The 19,571-nt window shown below is 34.0% G+C and carries 17 protein-coding genes; 12 read left to right on the plus strand and 5 right to left on the minus strand.

The annotated features are described in order from the left end of the window. Window positions 1-55 precede the first annotated feature (55 nt). Entirely contained in the window at window positions 56-3,373 is a 3,318-nt protein-coding gene (locus tag BMY39_RS04980; protein WP_092576402.1) for a CRTAC1 family protein, read from the plus strand. A 173-nt stretch (window positions 3,374-3,546) separates the two neighbouring features. On the opposite strand, the gene BMY39_RS04985 is transcribed toward BMY39_RS04980, so the two are convergent. After that, window positions 3,547-4,704: a glycoside hydrolase family 5 protein gene (locus tag BMY39_RS04985; protein WP_092576404.1), complete on the minus strand. Its 1,158-nt coding sequence runs from the start codon at window positions 4,702-4,704 to the stop codon at window positions 3,547-3,549. A 385-nt stretch (window positions 4,705-5,089) separates the two neighbouring features. Here BMY39_RS04985 and BMY39_RS04990 point away from each other — a divergent pair, with 385 nt between their 5' ends. From BMY39_RS04990 to BMY39_RS05015, 6 genes are all read left to right on the plus strand, one after another. Beyond that, window positions 5,090-5,740: a T9SS type A sorting domain-containing protein gene (locus BMY39_RS04990; protein WP_177176546.1), complete on the plus strand. Its 651-nt coding sequence runs from the start codon at window positions 5,090-5,092 to the stop codon at window positions 5,738-5,740. A 168-nt stretch (window positions 5,741-5,908) separates the two neighbouring features. Beyond that, on the plus strand, window positions 5,909-8,200 hold the full coding sequence (bglX, locus tag BMY39_RS04995) for a beta-glucosidase BglX (protein WP_092576413.1): 2,292 nt from the start codon (window positions 5,909-5,911) through the stop codon (window positions 8,198-8,200). A gap of 19 nt (window positions 8,201-8,219) precedes the next feature. Then, window positions 8,220-9,548, plus strand: a complete 1,329-nt coding sequence (locus BMY39_RS05000) for an endo-1,4-beta-xylanase (protein ID WP_092576416.1) — start codon at window positions 8,220-8,222, stop codon at window positions 9,546-9,548. Window positions 9,549-9,712: 164 nt separating this feature from the next. Further along, the gene (locus BMY39_RS05005) at window positions 9,713-10,582 is read left to right on the plus strand and encodes a zinc-dependent peptidase (protein ID WP_092576419.1); all 870 of its coding nucleotides are present in this window, start codon (window positions 9,713-9,715) and stop codon (window positions 10,580-10,582) included. Window positions 10,583-10,663: 81 nt separating this feature from the next. After that, window positions 10,664-11,083 carry a CBS domain-containing protein gene (locus tag BMY39_RS05010; RefSeq protein ID WP_092576422.1) on the plus strand — a complete coding sequence of 140 codons (420 nt, stop codon included), beginning with the start codon at window positions 10,664-10,666 and terminating at the stop codon, window positions 11,081-11,083. A gap of 83 nt (window positions 11,084-11,166) precedes the next feature. Beyond that, window positions 11,167-11,586: a CBS domain-containing protein gene (locus BMY39_RS05015; protein ID WP_092577696.1), complete on the plus strand. Its 420-nt coding sequence runs from the start codon at window positions 11,167-11,169 to the stop codon at window positions 11,584-11,586. Here BMY39_RS05015 and rpe read toward each other — a convergent pair. The 4 genes from rpe to BMY39_RS05035 form a co-directional block, all read right to left on the minus strand. After that, window positions 11,583-12,245 (minus strand): ribulose-phosphate 3-epimerase, encoded by a 663-nt coding sequence (rpe, locus tag BMY39_RS05020; protein ID WP_092577698.1) that lies wholly within the window; start codon window positions 12,243-12,245, stop codon window positions 11,583-11,585. The two genes, BMY39_RS05015 and rpe, sit on opposite strands and share 4 nt — an antisense overlap. A 142-nt stretch (window positions 12,246-12,387) precedes the next feature. Further along, entirely contained in the window at window positions 12,388-13,251 is an 864-nt protein-coding gene (locus BMY39_RS05025; RefSeq protein WP_019387909.1) for a sigma-70 family RNA polymerase sigma factor, read from the minus strand. A 156-nt stretch (window positions 13,252-13,407) separates the two neighbouring features. Continuing rightward, window positions 13,408-13,782 (minus strand): hypothetical protein, encoded by a 375-nt coding sequence (locus tag BMY39_RS05030; protein ID WP_092576427.1) that lies wholly within the window; start codon window positions 13,780-13,782, stop codon window positions 13,408-13,410. 78 nt (window positions 13,783-13,860) lie between these two features. Further along, window positions 13,861-14,862, minus strand: coding sequence for a hypothetical protein (locus BMY39_RS05035; protein WP_092576430.1), 1,002 nt, complete (start codon window positions 14,860-14,862; stop codon window positions 13,861-13,863). A gap of 386 nt (window positions 14,863-15,248) precedes the next feature. On the opposite strand from BMY39_RS05035, the gene BMY39_RS05040 reads away from it, so the two are divergent. From BMY39_RS05040 to BMY39_RS05060, 5 genes are all read left to right on the plus strand, one after another. Next, window positions 15,249-16,316 (plus strand): helix-turn-helix domain-containing protein, encoded by a 1,068-nt coding sequence (locus tag BMY39_RS05040; RefSeq protein WP_143064738.1) that lies wholly within the window; start codon window positions 15,249-15,251, stop codon window positions 16,314-16,316. Window positions 16,317-16,559: 243 nt separating this feature from the next. Then, a complete protein-coding gene (locus BMY39_RS05045; RefSeq protein WP_092576438.1) occupies window positions 16,560-17,129 on the plus strand; it encodes a DUF6134 family protein in 570 nt (189 codons plus the stop codon). Next, window positions 17,126-17,788, plus strand: a complete 663-nt coding sequence (locus BMY39_RS05050; protein WP_092576441.1) for a CPBP family intramembrane glutamic endopeptidase — start codon at window positions 17,126-17,128, stop codon at window positions 17,786-17,788. Before BMY39_RS05045 ends, BMY39_RS05050 begins: the two co-directional genes overlap by 4 nt. A gap of 4 nt (window positions 17,789-17,792) precedes the next feature. Next, entirely contained in the window at window positions 17,793-18,779 is a 987-nt protein-coding gene (locus BMY39_RS05055) for an NAD-dependent epimerase/dehydratase family protein (protein ID WP_092576444.1), read from the plus strand. Further along, a complete protein-coding gene (locus tag BMY39_RS05060) occupies window positions 18,776-19,546 on the plus strand; it encodes an SDR family NAD(P)-dependent oxidoreductase (protein ID WP_092576449.1) in 771 nt (256 codons plus the stop codon). Before BMY39_RS05055 ends, BMY39_RS05060 begins: the two co-directional genes overlap by 4 nt. Window positions 19,547-19,571 lie beyond the last annotated feature (25 nt).

Consider the following 19,571-nt stretch of genomic DNA (forward strand, 5'->3'; position numbering starts at 1 on the left):
TTTCGCTCATTTGTTTTTAATTTAAGCAAATAAAGAAAGTTAAAAAGTAAACACCATGTTGCGATACATTGTTATGTTGGTTTTGGGAGCAACCATTTTAGGTTGCGCAGGAAATGATGCTATAGAGAAAAATTCAGGTAATACGGATAAAGAAAAGATTTTTACTAAACTTTTACCTGAGGATACGGGTATAGTTTTTAAAAACAACTTAGTTGAAAATGATACGTTAAACTACTTTACTTATCCTTACATATACATGGGTGGCGGTATTTCTGCTGGCGATATTAACAATGACGGCCTTACCGATTTATTCTTTTCGGGTAATATGGTGGATAACAAACTTTACCTTAATCAGGGCGAACTAAATTTTAAGGATGTTACTGAGGAATCTGGACTTTCTGGAGATAGACGATGGTACACAGGTACAACTATGGCAGATGTAAATGGAGATGGTTTAATGGATATCTATTGCTTAGTTGCTGGACAATCTGGAAATAAAAAAAATCAACTTTTCATTAATCAAGGCGATAATACGTTCAAAGAGCAAGCATCTAATCTTGGTTTAGATGATGCTGGTAATAGTGTTGATGCCACTTTTTTTGATTTCGATAATGATGGTGATCTCGACGTATATGTTGCTAACTATCCCATTACACCATTTGAATACAATAGCTATCATTACAAGATGCGCATGGATAGGGTAACAGATACAGAAACCGATAATTTATATAGAAACGATGGTGGAAAATTCACTAAAATTACAAACAACGCGGGAGTTAGGCTATATAGCCTTTCGCTTAGTGTTACAGCATCTGATATAAATAATGATGGGTGGATCGATCTTTATGTTTCCAATGATTTTGGTACACCAGATTGTTTATATATCAATCAAAAAGATGGCACGTTTAAAAACGAAATTAAGAGTGCCACGGCTCATACTGCATTTTATGGAATGGGTGTGGACATAGCAGATTTTAATAACGATGGCCATGTCGATATCATCCAAATGGATATGGATGCCTCGTCTAACAGACGCTCCAAAGCCAACATGGCTAGTATGAATCCTGAGCTTTTTGCAAATATAGAGCGTGTGGGTTTTCAGTACCAATATATGCAGAATGCGCTTCAGATCAATACAGGGTTTAATCATCAAGGCATTCCAAAGTTCAAGGATATTTCGCGTTTAGCAGGAGTGTCTTCCACAGATTGGAGTTGGGCACCACTATTGGCTGATTTTGACAATGACGGCTATAAAGACCTGTTTGTTTCTAACGGTACAAGAAGAGAAATAAACAATAAAGACTATTTTGAGAGCCTTCGAGGTGAAAAAAAACATGAGGATAGTTTGTTAATTAAAAGCCTAAACATTCCAACAGAACCCATTGATAATTATGTTTTTAAGAATAATGGGGATCTCACATTTTCAAAAAGTAATGCAAACTGGGGTATTGAAGATAAGGGCTTTTCCAATGGTGCTGTTTATGTGGATTTGGATAATGATGGGGATTTAGAATTGGTCACAAATAATATAGATAATTATGCGTCTTTATTTGAAAATCATAGTGCGGATATTAGTAATCATTTAACGGTAGCTTTTAAAGGAAGCGCTAAGAACACCCATGGCATAGGAGCTAAAATACACTTGTATCATAACAATAAATATCAAGTTCAAGAGCTGTCTTTAAGTCGTGGATTTCAATCATCAATAGCACCAAAGCTTCATTTCGGGCTTGGTGATGATGAAAAAATTGATAGTTTGGTAGTTGTTTGGCCAAATCAAAAAAGCCAAAAGTTATCAGATGTCAAAATAAATACTGCAATAACTCTGGATGTAAATCAGGCTCAAGGAGGAAAGGTTGTTGAAAATAATATTGCTGCTGGTGAGTTATTTGAGAGTTTTACAGATACACTAGCGCTATACAAGCACAAGGAGAACAGGTATGATGATTTTAAAAAGGAAATCCTTTTGCCACATAAAACGTCTCAATTTGGCCCTGGTTTATCAGTGGGCGACTTAAATGGTGATGGTTTGGATGATTTTTATGTTGGCGCCGCATCAAAATACCCGGGAGGATTATTTTTTCAGAAAAGCGACGGTACTTTTGAGCAACAAAAATTTAAGATACTGCTTGAGGATAGAAAACATGAAGACATTGGTTCGCTTATTTTTGACGCTGATAACGATGGAGATAATGACCTTTATATTGTTAGCGGTGGAAACGAATTTAATAGTGGATCACCCATGTTAATGGATAGACTTTATGTGAATCAAGGTAATGGTGAATTCATTAAAAGTTATAATGCATTGCCACCAATAAGCGAAAGCGGTAGTAGAGTTTACGCTTATGATTTTGATAAGGATGGTGATAAGGATTTATTTGTGGGCGGCAGGCTTGTGCCGTCAAATTATCCATACCCAGCTTCTAGTTATATATTAGAGAATATAAGTGAAGCGGGTAAGCCTAAATTTAGAAATATAACTCAGAATGTTGCTCCTGAATTAAGTAGAATAGGTTTGGTAACCGCTGCACAATGGTTTGATTATGATAATGATGGTTGGGAAGACCTCGCTGTGACAGGAGAATGGATGCAGGTTAGGGTTTTTAAAAATGATAAAGGAAAGCGTTTTACTGAAACTACTAAAGCCCTTGGTTTAGATGAAACAAGAGGTTGGTGGTTTAGTTTAGTGGCTGACGATATTGATAATGATGGCGATATTGATTTGGTTGGAGGAAATCTTGGAGATAACTACAAGTATAAAGCTTCGGATGAGGCTACTTTTGATATTTACTTAAATGATTTTGATGGAAACAGAACTAATGATATTGTTTTGAGTTATTATAACGAAGGGAAGCAGTATCCTGTAAGGGGTAGAGAGTGTTCTTCACAACAAATACCATCAATTAAGAAGAAATTTAAAAATTATAATGAGTTCTCAACAGCAACGTTGAGTGATGTTTATAGTGAGAAAAAACTTGAGAACGCCATACACTATCAAGTATCTTCATTTAAAAGTGCCGTATTTGTAAACGAAAATGGGAAGTTTATCAGGCGCGACTTGCCTATACAGGCGCAAATTGCACCCACAAATCAAATTTTGGTAAAGGACTTTGATTCTGACGGGATTAAGGATATGGTTCTTGGCGGTAATTTATATGCTTCGGAAGTTGAAACACCTAGGGCAGATGCTGGTTATGGTACGTTTTTAAAAGGCCAAAAGGAAGGTAAAGGTTTTAATGCCTTAAGTGCCACACAAACAGGACTATTTATTGATGGTGATGTTAAAGACCTCGCGATGATTCAGGTGCAGGGAAAGTTTTACATTTTGGTAGCAAAAAACAATGATTTTTTAAAATTTGTTGCTATACTATAACTCATTTATAGTTACTGATAATTACCCGAATTGGCTTCAGGCAAAAACGCTTAGTACTGCCAAAAAAACCGCTAAGTTGGCTGGTAAGCCCCATGGTGGCTGAGGTTCTCGAAGCAAGGGTAACACCCAAATTTTGTTATTGGTTTGAGTCGTCTTAAAAAAGGTTTTTTTATTTATTGGTAGGCTTTAATGATTACATTGGCGATATCATCAAAAGGCCAGGTAATATTTCGCCTGTTAAATATGCCTAAATCGTCGTTAGATACGCCAATTTTACCATTATCCCACCAAACGGACGGCATGCCTCTTTGCGCTGCTGCCTTGGCATAATAATCGGCATGCGTGATACGGTCAGACAAATTGTTTAAGTTTCCAGAACTCCATTCACCAAGTACTACGGGGATGCCGTTATCAATAAATTTAGCCTTTATCTTATCCATTTCGGCATCCAAGGCTTGTTTGTCACTGTTAGTACCCCAAGTTGTATCAGTACCCCCCAATGTAAAAGGAAAAGGAAAATAAGAATGAAGGGAGACGATGACTTTCTCATCATTGTTAGGAATTTTTAGTGCGTTTATGGCAACAGGCAGCGTACTTGCTGCATAGCTTGAAATCATGATGTGCCTTGAGATATTATTGCCTCCAGTAGCTCTTATGGCGTCCAAACTTACTTGATGGTATTGGTTTACTACATCTCTGCCCTCTGCGGTTCCGCCCGTCCATTCTTGTGGTGTGTTTTCATAACGGGGCTCGTTAAGTGTTTCAAAAATTAGATAGTCGCTATAGTTTCGAAATCTGGTTGCGATTTGTGTCCATAATTTTGATAGTCTTTTTTTTACTTCGTCGGCTTCCGCATAAGTAGGTATTATCCAAGTATCTTCATGGTGCGTATTAAGGATAACATACATGTTATTGGCTCTAGCGTAATTTACGACCTCTTCCACACGATCCAACCACGCTTTGCTAACAGTATAATCGGGACTTGGTCCTTGGTGGAAACGCCAAGTTACTGGTATTCTTATGGTTTTAAAACCCCTATTTGCTACTGCGTCAATCATAGCTTTTGTGGTAACAGGGTTGCCCCAATGGGTTTCGGTAGGGCCTTCAGCATCTAGGCTGTTTCCCAAATTCCAGCCTATTTTCATTTCAGAAACAATTGCAACAGATGTCATGTCTCTCATTTCTCCATCATCAAATTCGCTAGCAAAACCATCGCCATCGTTATTATCGATTGGTGCTTCTTGTTCTGGTATTACAGTTATATTCATTGTTGGTTTATCGCATGAGGCGACCAATATAAACACAGCAAATAAAATAGTGTGAAATCTCATAGTATTCTTTTTTTGCAAATTTAGTTAAAACTACGGATGAGCTTCATCCGTAATGATGTAAATAGTACTAGAAATGATGAATATTATTTGTGTGTTAACTAAAATAAGAGCGCACTCTAGTTTAGGGTAAGTTGTATCTTTAAATATTCTTGTTGTTTCGTGATAATTTTTTCCTAACTGAGATTAATTTTAGAAATTCATGCTTCTTGATTTTAATGTATTACTTGACTGCTATTTTTTTTGAAACAACAAGGACTAACTTGATCAAAACATATTTTTAGAGTTTAATAATGATACGCATCATTTGTTATATAAGATGCTCTATTTGGACTGTTGGATTATTTGGAAGGATACTAATTTAGTGTTCATAAAAAACTATATAATTATGATGAAAAAATTACTCTTTTGTACAACGCTCCTATTGAGTGTTTATGCGTCAAATGCACAAGGATTTTCAAATCTTGTTTTTGACACCACTATTCCGCCAACGGCAACAACAGTAGATGTAACTTTTGACTACTCAGGTATTTCAACTGGAGATGTTTTTGAGTGGCAATTGTTTTTGGCTAATCCTGATGGGAGCCCGAATTGGGGTTCAGGACGAAACATAGCTTATGAAGGAAATATTGTTCCCACTTCTATGGGGTCTGGAACACAAACCGTTACTATTAACATTTTTAACACACCGGTAGATGGTGAGGTTTTCACATGGGCTGGTAAAATAACGTTGGGTTCAGATGGTTCTGATACGGGTTTTAACAATACTGGAAATTTAGTTACAATATCGTCTACTGCTAGTGTAGAAGAAGTTGTAAATAAAAATTCAATTTTGATTTTTCCTAATCCTGTTGAGAATATCTTAAATATAGACCTTATGGGGGTGCCGTCGGAAAAAGCATCAATTTTAGATATGACTGGAAAAGTAGTAATGAAGCTTTTGAATATTACTACTGAAATCGATGTTTCGAATTTAGAACAAGGATTTTATTTTCTAAAAACAAATGATAATAGGTCATTTAAATTTGTTAAGAAATAAAACTGTATGAAAAAATAAAAATTCAAAAGTCTAGTTATAAATTTGGCTAGTCTTTTGAGTTTTTTTGTAAATCAAGATGTTAAAAGTTTCCAAAGAACTCTGCGCATTTAAAAAAAATTAATATAATCGATTAGTTGTATAAATTAATTTAAATAAATGAAAAGGAAAATGAAAAAAAATCAAGCTTTAAGTCAAACTATAAAATTTATCTTAGTGTTTGTTATAACCGGAAGTTGTGCGCAATCAAAATCGCATCTAGATAAAAGTAAGCCTATAGAAGAGCGCATAACACTTTTAATGAACCAGATGACGTTAGACGAAAAGGTAGGGCAAATGAACCAGTATAACGGTTCTTGGGATTTTACGGGGCCTTTGCCAGAATCAGGTTCGGAAGAAGAAAAATATGAGCACCTTAAAAAAGGTTGGGTTGGTTCTATGCTAAGTGTTAGAGGCGCAAAAGAAGTTAGGGCTGTTCAAAAAATTGCTGTGGAGGAAAGTCGTTTGGGCATCCCAATTATTTTTGGTTTTGATGTGATACACGGGTACAAGACATTAAGCCCCATACCGTTGGCAGAAGCCGCAAGTTGGGATTTGGAGGCTATAAAAAAATCTGCTAGTGTAGCTGCGCAAGAGGCTTCGGCATCAGGTTTAAATTGGACTTTCGGACCTAACGTTGATGTCGCCAATGATGCCAGATGGGGACGTGTTATGGAAGGCGCGGGAGAAGACACCTATTTGGGAAGTAAAATAGCCACGGCCAGAGTTACAGGATTTCAGGGAGATGACTTAGCCGACGCTACTACCATTGCATCTTGTGCAAAGCATTTTGCCGCTTATGGTTATGCTGAAGCAGGTAGGGAGTACAATACCGTTGATATGAGCAGGTCAAAATTGTATAATTCTGTTTTGCCTCCTTTTAAGGCAGCTGTAGATGCAGGAGTTCGTACACTTATGAATTCTTTCAATATACTAAATGGTATCCCTGCAACAGGCCATGTTTTTTTACAAAGAGATATTTTAAAGGGCGATTGGGGTTTTGATGGATACGTAGTATCAGATTGGGCTTCGATTTCTGAAATGGTAACGCACGGTTACGCTTTAGATGGCGCAGATGCTTCTGCTAAGGCTGTAACTGCAGGATCAGATATGGATATGGAATCGCACCTATATGTTAAGGAATTAGTGAAGTTAGTTGAGAACGGAACGGTAAAGGAAGCATTAATTGATGATGCCGTTAGAAGAATACTTCGCGTAAAATTTGAGCTTGGTTTGTTTGATAATCCTTACAAATATTGTGATGAAGCTAGAGAAAAAGTTACCATAGGTAATAAGACTATTAATGATGCGGTTTTGGATATGGCCAAGAAATCAATTGTACTATTAAAGAATAACGATAACCTATTACCATTAAAAAAATCAGGACAAAAAGTAGCTTTAATAGGTGCACTGGCAGCCGATAAAAATAGTCCTCTGGGAAGTTGGAGAATTGCTGCCGACGATAATACTGCCGTGTCTGTTTTGGAAGGTATGCAGCAATATAAAAATAATGAACTTGTTTATGAAAAGGGAACAGATGTCTCTATTGGAAAACAATTGTTTGTTCAAGAAGTCAAGATAAATAACAATAATTTCTCTGGATTTGAAGCTGCAAAAAACGCTGCAAAAGATGCTGACGTTGTGGTGATGGTTTTAGGAGAAGTAGGTTTTCAAAGTGGAGAAGGCAGAAGTAGAACAAAATTAGGTCTACCTGGAAACCAACAACAATTACTGGAGGCCATTTTTGAGGTGAATAAAAACATTGTTTTGGTCTTGAATAACGGACGTCCATTGGCTTTACCTTGGGCAGCCGAACATATTCCAGCAATAGTTGAAGCGTGGCAATTAGGAACGCAAGCTGGAAATGCTGTGGCTCAAGTGCTATATGGAGATTATAACCCAAGTGGTAAATTACCAATGTCTTTCCCAAGAAATGTTGGGCAATGCCCCATTTATTATAATAACTTCAGTACGGGTAGACCAGTTAACTCGCAAGACAACGTATTCTGGTCTCATTATATAGATGTTGAAAACACACCTTTATTTCCTTTTGGTTATGGGATGAGTTATACAGATTTTAAGTATAACAACCTAAAATTAGGTAAATCTGAATATAATAAAGGTGAAACCGTAGAGTTAAGTGTAGAAGTTACAAATGTTGGTGATTTAGATGGAAAGGAAGTAGTGCAACTTTATATAAATGATCCAGTGGCTAGTATCGTAAGACCTGTTAAGGAGTTAAAAGGATTTGAGCTAGTCGAATTAAAAAAGGGACAAACAAAAACTATAACATTCAACTTAACAAATGCTGAACTCGGTTTTTATGATAATGATGGCAATTACCTAGTAGAACCAGGGATGTTTAACATTATGGTTGGAGGAAGTTCAGACAGTGGATTAAAAGATAAATTTAAGTTGAAATAATTGTTATAAATAAAAAGCTATGAAAAATATAATAACAACCTATAAGGTTATTTTTCTCTTTGCAATACTATCTGCATTTTTTGCATGCTCTAAAGATGATGACACTGCACCACCAGATAACCCTACACCTATTGTTTTATCTTTTGATGTATTAATATCAGAGCAAAACCCGCTTAGAGTTGCAGTAAATAATACATCAACAGGTACAAGCGGATTAAGCAGTTACTGGCAGTTTTTTACAAATGGTCCCAGAGTTGAAGATTTGGCAGGTCCAGAAGTGCATTTGTACGAGACAGCAGGCGACTATACAATAACTCTTACAGTAGAAGGCCCCAACGGTGATGTTAGCACTAGTCAAGTAGTATCGATTACTGGACAAGCTGCTGCGGATCCCGCACTAAAAGATGCAGCTGATAAATTTTCAATTGGTATGGCGGTTAAATCAAATAGATTAGATGGAAGCCACGGTGAAATTCTAACCCGTGAATTTAATAACCTTACCGCCGAATTTGAAATGAAAATGAATATCATGTATCCTTCTCAGGGTAACTATGACTTTACAGCGGCCGATGCAATTGTGGACTATGGAATTGCGAATAACATGGATATTCATGGACATACTTTAATTTGGCATACAGCAACACCACAATGGGTAGAGAATTTTTCGGGTACAGATGAGGAGTTTGAAACGATGATTAAAGATTATATTACAACAGTACTAACACGTTATGCTGGTAAGGTAAGATCTTGGGACGTTGTAAATGAAGCAGTTGAAGATGGTACTAATCAATTAAGAAATACTGTTTTTAGGAGACGTATGGGGGATAACTATATTGAAAAATGTTATCAATTTGCAAGGGATGCTGATCCAAATGTACTTCTCTTCTATAATGACTACAATATAACTTTTGATGCAGGTAAGCAAGCTGCAATGTTTGCTATTGTAGATGATTTGTCTTCAAAAAGCATAATAGACGGGGTTGGTGCCCAAATGCATATAGCCTATAACTTTCCATCTGCAGCTCAAATACAAAGTGTAGTTAATGGAGCCGTATCAAGAGGTTTGAAAATGCATTTTTCTGAGCTAGATATAAGGGCAAACCCAAATAATGATATTACCTCTTTAACAGATGCAAGAGCAACTGCTCAAGAAAACAAGTTTAGAGAGGTGGTTGAAATTTATAATGCTATACCTGAGGCTAATAAATTTGCATTGACCGTATGGGGAATACGAGATAACGAAACTTGGTTGATTGATTTTTGGGGACAACCCGATTGGCCATTGTTGTATGATTCTAATTTCAATGCTAAAAAAGCTTACAGAGGGTTTTTAGATGGACTGAATTAAAAATCAAGCACTCGTTTATGATGGTTTTAGTCAGATATAAAAAGCGGAACTTACATATAAACTTATTTCATAAAGTTCTTGTTTAATAGAGTTTAAACAGCTACCATAAGTAGTTTAATACAATTTACTTCTTTACTTTAGTTCTAGCACTTATAAACTAGTTTATGTTATTGTTAGAACAAACCAACTATGATTTTATTGGAAATATAGTTGTTACCATTCTTTTGTTGGGTGTTTTATTTCTTATGCTACTATTCATAAGAAAAATAATTACAACGATATTAGATGGACTAGAAATGATATATGCGCTCTTCACAAAACGTCCAGTCTTTATTCATTTTTATTTTTTTAGAAGGAATTTGAGTCCAGAACAACACAAAATCCTAGAAAAGGAATTTGTTTTTTACAGAAGACTAAGCAAGAAGCATAAAAGCTATTTTAGACACCGAACGGCGACCTTTATTAAGTATAAAAAATTTGAAGGTAAAGAGGGTTTTGTAATTACTGAAGAAGTAAAAGTCTTAATTTCGGCAATGTCAGTAATGTTGACTTTTGGCTTTAGGAGATATATAATTCCGTACATAGAAACTTTTATTGTATATCCTACAGACTATTATTCCATGTTTAGTAAAACAACCAATAAGGGAGAGTTTAACGCGCGCCTTAAAACGTTAGTGTTGTCTTGGGATAATTTTTTAGAAGGACATAGAATCGAAGATGATAAATTGAATTTGGGAATTCACGAGTTGTCACATGCTATTCATTTCAACTGTATAAAGAGTGATGATATCAATTCCATTCTATTTGTGGATACATTTAATGAGCTTAGAAATACCTTATCATCCGATGAAACATTAAAAACTAAATTGGTTAATTCTGAATTCATAAGAAGTTACGCTTTCACGAACGATTCGGAGCTGCTTGCAGTAATTATAGAAACTTTTATTGAATCTCCTGAGGTATTTAGAGTGCTTTTCCCTCATATTTATGATAAAGTAAAGCAAATGTTGAACTTTAATTTTTCTGGCTATTAATAGGTTACATGATTTTTGTCATGCTTTTTTTGTATTTGTATTCCTAATTTTAGAGATAACTAAACTAAATACTTCAATGACATGATACGAAAAGCACCAATTTCGATGATAATGACGGAGAATGTCATTACATTACAAAAAGATGATCATTTAGAAAAAGCAGAAAAACTTTTTAAACAACATCATATACGGCATATACCTGTTGTGCAGGATAATGTTATTGTGGGTATGCTAAGCTACTCCGATTTATTAAGATTGAGTTTTGCAGATGTAACTGATAATAATGACAGTGCTGCTGATGTCATGGTTTATAATATGTTTACTATTAGCCAGGTAATGAAAAAAAAGATAGTTTGCGTATCACCTTCATACTCTATTAAGGAAGTAGCTGAAATTTTAGCTAACAAGGAGTTTCATGCGCTACCAGTAGTAAATAACAACCAATTGGTAGGTATTGTAACAACTACAGATATGATTAATTACTTGCTGAAGCAATTCTGATTGCAGACACCTTGGCGCAATACTAGCTTGCGAAGAGATTGGTGATTGAAATTTCATATTATATTAAACTTAAAACTATAGCAATGAGACAGGGAGTTCCAGTATCGACTATAATGACAAAAAATCTTATAGCGCTTACACGTTCAGATAATTTAGAAAGAGCAGAAAAACTATTTAATAGGTATAAAATTAAACATATGCCAGTGGTTTCAGGCGAAACCATTATAGGTATGTTAAGCTATACAGATTTAATGCGCATAAGTTTTGCGGAGACTTCATCTATTGGAGGTGATACCTTAGAAACGGTAGTTTATAATAATTTTACCATAGAGCAGGTAATGGTGAAAGATGTGGTTACAATTTCTACAGAAACTACAATTAAAGAGGCGGCTGAGATTTTAGCAAAAAGCGGTTTTCATGCATTGCCTGTTGTAGAAGATGGTACTTTGGTAGGCATAATTACTACAACAGATTTACTAAACTATTTTATTAAACAAATTTAAGAGTTAGCAATCAACTTTAATTTTTTAATAGTTTCTGGTTGATTGCTACTTTTAAAGACATGGCTTCCCGCCACAAATACATTTGCACCAGCGTCAACTAGTTGTTTTATATTCTTGTCAGTAACACCACCATCAATCTCAATATGAGTATCTAAACCTTGCTCATCTATCATTTTACGAAGCTTTTTAATTCGGTTATATGTGATGTCTTCAAATTTTTGTCCACCAAAACCTGGGTTTATAGACATTAATAAAACCATGAAACATTCTGGAAGAATATCTTCCAATACAGATACTGGTGTGGTTAAGTTGAGCACAACGCCTGCTTTACATCCAGTGGCTTTAATTTGTCTAAGTGTTCTATGGAGATGTACTGTAGATTCGTAGTGTACCGTAATAATATCTGCACCAACTTTAGCAAATTCCTCTATATAGCGTTCAGGCTTTTCTATCATCAAGTGTACATCTAGAGGTTTGGTGGCGTGCTTTTTAATAGCTTGAATCACTGGCATACCATAAGATATGTTTGGCACAAAATGCCCATCCATAACGTCTATATGAAACCAGTCTGCTTCACTGTTGTTCACCATTTCGGTATCTCGTTTAAGATTTCCAAAATCTGAAGCTAGCATGGAGGGAGCGATTAATTTAGAGTTCATAATATTTAATAGAAAAGTTTTTGCAAAAGTAGGGAAAAAAACAAACCCGCGGTAATCAGCCGCGGGTTCTTTCATCAATCAAAAAACGAACAGTTATGTGTAACTGTTGTTGTCGTAATTTAGTCGTTACGCCATGGCATAACTATCCTAAATATGTTTTTAATATTTTACTTCTAGACGTATGTTTCAATCTACGAATAGCTTTCTCTTTTATTTGTCTTACACGCTCGCGAGTTAAATCAAATGTTTCACCAATTTCCTCTAAAGTCATTGGGTGTTGGTTGCCTAAACCAAAGTATAAACGAATAACATCTGCTTCACGAGGGGTTAAGGTTTCCAGTGCACGCTCAATTTCTGTACGCAAAGATTCATGTAATAACTCTTTGTCAGGATTTGGCGATTCACCAGAATTCAATACATCGTATAAGTTAGAATCTTCACCTTCAACTAAAGGTGCATCCATACTAACGTGACGTCCAGAATTTTTCATAGATTCCTTAACATCGTTAATTGTCATATCCAACTCTTTCGCAATTTCTTCAGCGGAAGGCGGGCGTTCATGACTTTGCTCCAAGAAAGCAAATGTTTTATTAATCTTGTTAATAGAACCAATTTTGTTCAGCGGTAAACGCACAATTCGTGATTGTTCAGCTAATGCCTGTAGAATTGACTGACGAATCCACCAAACTGCGTACGATATAAACTTAAAACCGCGCGTTTCATCAAAACGTTGTGCAGCTTTAATTAAACCTAAATTACCTTCATTAATTAAATCTGGTAATGTTAAGCCTTGATTTTGATACTGTTTTGCTACAGAAACCACGAAGCGTAAATTAGCCTTTGTTAGCTTTTCTAAAGCAATTTGATCACCAGCTTTAATACGTTGCGCTAATTCAACTTCTTCATCGGCAGTAATTAAATCTACCTTACCAATTTCCTGTAGATATTTATCTAACGATGCAGTTTCCCTATTAGTAACCTGCTTCGTAATTTTAAGTTGTCTCATCTAATGTTCTCCTGTAATTTAATTGTGAAATATGGGTATTCATTAATTATACGTACAAATACCATATTTTGTTACAAAAAAATTAAAATTTTTATAACACTTTACTATTGAGACACGTAGAATAGACAAAAGTCACAAAACGGAAACATTGTTGTGTTATATTCTGATGAGTTTTTTATTGGTGAGGTTAATATCTTCTAACATGTCTTTTGAAAATTGTATATGCCCCCTAGTGGTTATGAGTCTAAATCTGTGTGATTTTAGATTACTTAAAGCATTTAAAAATAACCACTTAGATTTTAGTAGTCTAGGTTTTTCAGATTTTAGGCTTATGTCAAAAATATGCTTTCTACCTTCTTTTGTTGCCACAATATCTGGAGTTACAGCGATGTCACTCCCTTTTTTGATGTAAGATTTTGGTGTTTCGTACCCATCCATATCCGCCTTAATATTTTCAAAACCTCTATTTTCTAAATAGTTAATAGAGTTCTCTAGAATATCAGAGTACTTTTCTTTCTCTGTGTAAATCATTTGTCCATTTCATTTAAAGATGAACTAGTAATATAATGGATAATATGAAAAAATCAAGTTTTTAACAGGGTTTAACGTTTATTCAAAATCAAAAGCATCATTATCAATCCTAATGCGTTCCCTAAGCCTGTTTATTTTTTGATGCATTCTATTGAAGAATAATGAACGGTCCTTTTCTCCTGCATTTACCAAGAGTTTGGAAATACTCATTTGTTTTTCGAAAAACTCAAACATGAGCTCACAAGTAGGTTGGTGCTCAATTTTAAAATAACTAATTACTGTAAAAGGTGTAAAAAATACTTTTTGGAATGGTGTCTTAACCATGATGGTATTGCTCATGGTATGAATATCATTGATATAAAGATTATAGGAGGCTTTAGTTTTAGAATCAATTAGTGATTGCTGTATAGCTTGTTTTTCGATGTGCCGAATAACATCTTCTATGTCATCACAAATTTTTAAAGATAATTCTTTAGAAAGTGCACCAGCTTCAAAATAATAGAGTACTTGCTGTAAGGACCCATTAATTGTTGTGTTATTCCATATTTCAGTAATATTAATGTCTTTATAGATTTCTCCTAACCTAAATGCACTTTCTAACATTGATTCTGGTATGTTTTTGATGAAATCATCGAAAGTAACCTTGTTTCTTGTCATTTCTGGATCAACATCTTTTAACCAGACGTAAATTTTATATCTAGATAAATAGGAGTCCTTTAGAGTGTGGAATAATGGAATGTCCTTAGCAGAATAAATAATGGAGGCACTTTTTAACTTAGTGAGAGGAAAAACACTATTGTAAGACTGATTTAGCCATATTTCAAGACCTTTTTTATTATGTATAGGTGGTGACAAATCGGCTAAAATTGTGTTTGGGCTTCCAACTTCAAACAACTTATTAAGCGATATTTTATAGTGTTTTGCAAGTTTAACGCTTTCTTCTAATGATAAATTTGTTTTTAGATTGATACGACGATAAGCGGCATCATAGCCTATATCCAATACACTGGCTACTTCCTCAGCAAAAGAAGTGTTATCCTGTGCTCGTTCCTTAAGATACTTGATAAACTGTTCTTGCATTTTTTCAAAAATTACAAGTTCAAAGGGAGTCAGTTTGTGAAAATTAAGAAAATAAATTGAAATATTCGGACAATTTTCACAATAAGCTTTCAAAAATTGCAATTAAATTTGGGTAATTCGATTCGAATTTTGCCATTAACAATTAAATTACTAACCATGAAAACTCAAAACCCTAACAAGTCTAGTAAAGTATTTCAATCCATTTTAAAGTTAATAGATAGCTATATCTATTTTGTCCTTGTAAGTAAAAAAAACAAATCTGAAATTAATTTAAAAGCCTGAAATACTTATATTTAGTAAAATTTTACTAAAGGAAGTTGGCTTCGATAATAAACTTTTTTCTAATTGCTGGTGTTATTCAAGGTTTCGCATTTAACCTTGTTACCATGTTTGTCAAAAAAAAATGCGATAAAGTTATTGTCTTCCTAAACTTAACCGTTCTTTTTATATCTCTCAATAACCTTCAAAGATGGTTAATTGATAATCATTATACTTCTGATTTATTTTTGTTAGAAAATTTACTTATTCCTTGGTATGTCCTTATTCTGCCAATGTTTTATGCGTTTACAACACACTTTTTAAAGGTAGAGGATAAGGTAAACGACTTCTTAAAGTTTTCAATAATACTTTTTGTAACTGAAATTATTCTTCGTCTTTGTATTATTTCTTATGTGTATTATGAAGTGCCAGATAGAGATGCTTTTTTAATAGAAAGGTACACGATGGTAGAAGATATATTTAATTTATTGTACAGTATATTCTTATTTATAAATGCTTGCCTGATTATCTTCAGAAGGCATCATTTAATATCTTACATTTTATCTTATGATGATTTAAACTGGATAAAGTGGTTTATAAGAATAGGCACCATTGTTATCATTTTTTGGGCCATAGCTGTGGCTATTAAATCTCTTACCGGAAACGAGGATGCTTATATGTTTTTAAGGCTAAGTTCATCCATACTTTTATACTGGATAGGTTATCAAGGTTTTTATAAGTATAATGTGCTCAGAGACCGTATAGTTTTAAGAAGCTCAATGGAAGCTAATCTCATTTCTCTGGAAAATGAGAGTATTAAGATTTCGTCTGATAATGAAGACGATTTTTATAACGAAAAGCATCAAAATGATTTTGATAGGATAAGAGATTATGTAATTAAAGATAAATTGTATTTAGATCCATTATTAAGTATGGAATCTTTAGCATCTGATCTTGGTATGAGTAAAAGTTATTTCTCAAAACTTATAAATTCGTATAGTGACTATAATTTTTCCGACTTCATAAATTCGCTTAGAGTTGAGCAAGCTAAAAAGTTCTTGTCTAACAATGAGTTTAGCGAGTACACAATAGTAGCCATAGGTTTAGAATGTGGTTTCAATTCTAAATCTACCTTTTATTCAGCATTTAAAAAATTTACTTCAGAAACCCCTTCAGCCTTCAGAGATAAGTTTTAGTCTAGATTTTAGTCCGAAATAATCGTTGGACATCCTGTTTTTTGCTTCCTAGACCATATGGGACAATGGTTTTAACATGCTCTAATAGTTTTACAATCAATTAGAAATCATAAAACTTTAGTCATGATACCAATGTTAATTGTCTACCTCTTAAAGAAGATGAAAAGACATCCATTCTTTTCTAGAAAACTGTTATTTATTAAAAAATTAGCAATAAGATTAAAAATCTTTATTGTCTTTTTTATGATTACTACATCATACGCAAATGACAAGAATCCTCTAAAGCAAATAAGTTACAACGTCGTGAGAAACAATGTAACTATAGGTACTATTAAAGTGAGTTGCAACACGAAAAGCGATTCTACAATTTATGCTTTAGAAAGTAGTATCGATGTAAGATATATTTTGAAATTTAGTATACGTGGAAAGGAAACAGCCATTTATAAAAATGGTGTTTTAATCTACTCTTCAGTTTACCGAAAAGTAAATAATAAGGTTAAAGCGAATCACAGCGTAACCTATAAAAATGACAACTATCACTTAGAAGTTGATGGCACTAAAAAAGAATTAGGTTTTAAGGATATTCAGGATAATTTGGTGATGCTTTATTTTAAAGAGCCAAAAGGTGTAAAGCATATTTATTGCGATAATGTGAAGCGCATGGTAAACCTTGAGTCTTTGGGTAAAGGTAAGTATAAGGTAGCATTCTCTGATGGTAAGTATAATATCTTTCATTATGAAGATGGTAAGTGTGTAAGAGTTGAAGCTAATAGCTCTTTGTTTAGTGTAACCTTAATTCCTGCTTCATCATGATATCAGTAGAAAGTAAATGGACAATCATAGCAATTGTATTCTTTACTTATTTTTTGGTAAGCTGGGTATATAAAAGATTAGAGGTAGTTAACCTAGAAAAAGCGTTGTTAATTAGAAACGGACTTAGATTGTTAAACTTAAAACATAGTTTGGGTATTGTACTTTTTGGAGTTTTATTCTATATCATATTTCCTGAGCTAAGAGACTTAATAACTAATATTGAAGTTCCGCGATTAGAGCTTCTTCTTTCCTTTGTGGTATTGACGATTCTAAGTGCAATGATTTCGCGAATTTCTGTGAAACGAATTATTCAAACAGAAGGTGGTAATAGCCATTATAAATTTTCTAACGCTTGGTTGTACTTTATAATCCGATTTGTATTTCTATTCTGTTATGAGTTCTTTTTTAGAGGTGTGCTACTATTCAGTTTACTGGAATATTTTAATCCTACATATGCTATTACATTAAGTGTTATAGCTTATTTAGTTATACACTTATTTGATTCGAAGAAAGAGATTATTGGCGCCATTCCTTTTGGGATAGTCTTATGCATTCTAGCTTATCAAACACAAAGTATTTGGTATGTTTTTACAATGCACTTAGCACTTTCTGCAGTTTACGAAATATCAATTTTTTATCATCAAACCTTAAAAACATAATATTATGAACGTATTACTAACTGGAGCTACAGGGTATGTAGGTCATCAACTGGCTCTAACATTAGCAGAAAAGAAATTTAAAGTACATGCACTGGTACGAGATTTAAATTCTTATAAAGTTCCTAAGCATGATAATATTGTCTTGTTTAAAGGCGATATCTGTGATTACTCATCAATATTAAAGGCTATTGAGAATTGTGAATATGTATTCCATACTGCTGCTTATACCAATTTGAAATGTAGAAATATTGATAACTTCTACAGCACCAATGTGCTAGGTACTGAAAATTTGCTAAAAGCTGCGTTACATCAAAAAGTTAAAAAAGTTATTTATACCAGTACGTTATCAACGTATGGGCCTTCATATAAACAAGTACCTATTGTAGAAACCCAACCCAGAATTGCGTCATATGCAAACGATTATGAGCTTACCAAAAGCATGTCTGAAGAGATTGTTTACAGTTATTCTAAAAAGGGACTTTCGTGTGTTGTACTTAATGTTTCAAAAGTATATGGTCCAGGTTTAGCTACATTCTCAAATGGTGTCAATAGGTTGATATCAATGTTTGCAAAGAATGATTTTTTAGTAGTGCCAAATAGATTACAAAGTATATCCAATTATGTATTTATAAAGGATGTTGTAAATGCGCATCTCTTGGCAATGCAAAGTTCAGTGGTATATGGCAGATACATTATTGGAGGAGAAAATGTTAGCTACAAACAATTGTTTGCCCTACTTAAGAATTTAACAAAGAGTAAGATTAGAATTGTGAAAATAAATTATTCGGTTATTAAAACACTCTTTTCCATTTCGTCATTTTTTCACGCAATTACAAATGCTGCACCATCTATCACACCAAAGATTTTAGATTCACTTTTTGTGAACCGTATTTCTTCCTCCAAAAAAGCGCAAAAGGAACTAAACTATAAACCTACATCATTACAGGTAGGACTTCAAGAAACGATTCAATTTTTAAAATTATCATCATGAAAACATACACTTTAATAACGGGAGCAAGCACAGGCTTTGGCAAATCATTGGCTATTGAATGTGCAAAACAATCCATGAATCTCATTATAGTTGCATTACCAGATTCTGGTATACAAGAGCTTGGAGATTTTCTCAAATCTAACTTTAACATAGATGTTTTGGCATTTGAAATGGATTTAAGTACAAAAGAAAATTGCAACCTGCTTTATAAAAATATTAAAGAAGAAAAAGCCTCCATCAAATATTTAATAAATAATGCAGGGGTATTGAGTAGGGGTTATTTTGAGGATTTATCTGAGGACTATTTCCTTACTCAAATTAATGTTAATGTAGCAACACCAACTATACTCACCAAATTGTTTATGGAGGATTTTAAGATTAATGCTCCATCAGGAATTTTAAATGTGAGTAGTATGGCAAGTTTTTTCCATTTACCAAAAAAGCAGGTCTACAGTGGTACAAAAGCATATTTGCTTTCTTTTTCAAAAAGTTTAAGAAAAGAGATAAAGAAATATGGCATATGGGTGTCTATTGTATGTCCAGGAGGCATGAATACAACTACAGGGTTGTGTCTTCAAAATAGGAAGTTAGGATGGTTTTCTAGAACCTCTATACTAGATCCTGAAACTGCAGCCAAAGAAACGCTTAAAAGCTTTTTTAATAAAAAGGAGATCATTATTCCTGGAGCTATGAATAAGGTTTTCATGTTTTTGGACAATATCATTCCAGCGGTCATTAAAAATAGACTTACGGCAAGCGCTGTTTGAGTTTGTTAGTGTCCAGATATGTCCT

It is taken from the genome of Hyunsoonleella jejuensis, assembly GCF_900111025.1.
GTDB lineage: Bacteria > Bacteroidota > Bacteroidia > Flavobacteriales > Flavobacteriaceae > Jejuia > Jejuia jejuensis.